Source organism: Streptomyces sp. NPDC036984, assembly GCF_055607665.1.
Genome location: NZ_JBVJRL010000089.1, coordinates 1 through 1,356, shown reverse-complemented (window position 1 = coordinate 1,356; position 1,356 = coordinate 1). Strand labels below are relative to the sequence as shown.

General features: G+C 67.6%; 1 protein-coding gene. It reads left to right on the top strand.

Annotation, left to right across the window (positions count from 1 at the left end; genetic code table 11):
* On the top strand, window positions 1-1,356 hold a 1,356-nt coding region (locus ACZ7DL_RS39080), incomplete at both ends, for a beta-ketoacyl synthase N-terminal-like domain-containing protein (protein WP_470781848.1).

The window sequence follows — 1,356 nt, the reverse complement described above, 5'->3', positions numbered from 1 at the left end:
GCCGGTTCGATTCTGTCGGCGCGGATTGCGTATCTGCTGGATCTGCGGGGTCCGGCGGTGACGGTGGACACGGCGTGTTCGAGTTCGTTGGTGGCGGTGTATCTGGCGTGTGAGGCGTTGCGTTCGGGTGCGGTGGATGTGGGGTTGGCGGGTGGTGTGTTCGTGTTGAGCACGCCGGAGTTTTATGCGTCGGCGCAGGCGGCGGGGATGTTGTCGGCGTCGGGGCGGTGTGCGGCGTTCGATGCGGGGGCGGATGGGTTTGTTCCTGGTGAGGGTGCGGGTGTGGTGGTGTTGCGCCGGTTGCGGGATGCGCTGGCTGATGGTGACTTCGTTCATGGGGTGATTCGTGGCTGGGGTGTGAATCAGGACGGGGCGAGTAATGGGATCACTGCGCCGAGTGTGGGGGCGCAGGAGGCGTTGTTGGGTGAGGTGTGGGACCGGTTCGGGGTGGATGTGGGTGCGATCGGTCTGGTGGAGGCGCATGGGACGGGGACCCCGTTGGGGGATCCGGTGGAGTTCGAGGCGTTGTCGCGGGCGTTCGCTGCGCGTACGGGTGCGCGGGAGTTCTGTGCGCTGGGGACGGTGAAGGCGAACCTGGGGCACACTGCTGCTGCGGCGGGGGTGGCTGGTGTGGTGAAGGCGGTGCTGGCGCTGCGGAATCGTCAGGTGCCGCCGTTGGTTCACTTCGAGCAGGTGAATCCGCGGATCGGGTTGGGTGGTTCGCCGTTCTATGTGAATACGGAGGTGCGGGACTGGGAAGCGGGTCCGGGGGGTTCGCGTCTGGCGGCGGTGAGTGCGTTCGGGTTCTCGGGGACGAACGCGCATGTGGTGATCGGCGAGGCTCCTGAGCGGGTTCGGGTGCCGGTGGTCCTGCCGGGCTATTTGGTGGTGTTGTCGGCGGCTTCGGTGGAGCAGGTGCGTGAGCAGGCGGGGGCGCTGCTGGCGTGGTGTGAGAGTGCCGAGGGCCGGGGTGCGGCGTTGGGTGATGTGAGTTTCACGTTGCTGACCGGGCGTCGGCATGTGCGGCATCGGCTGGCTGCGGTGGTGCGGGATCGTGCCGAGTTGGTGGCGGTGTTGTCGGGGTGGCTGGAGTCGGGGATTGCGGCCGGGGTGTTCGTGTCGCAGGGCGCGGAGGTCGTGCGGCGTCCGTCGGGGCTTGGGCGGTATGGGGAGGAGTGTCTGCGGGAATGTGGTGCGCCGTCCGTTCTGGACGGTGTCGGTTTCCGTGAGCGGTTGTCGGTGGTGGCAGAACTGTTCGTGCAGGGGCAGGACTTCGATTTCGGGGTGCTGTTCGCGGGGGGTGGCTTCGGTCGGGTGCCGTTGCCGACGTATCCCTTCGCCCGCCGCCGCTACTGG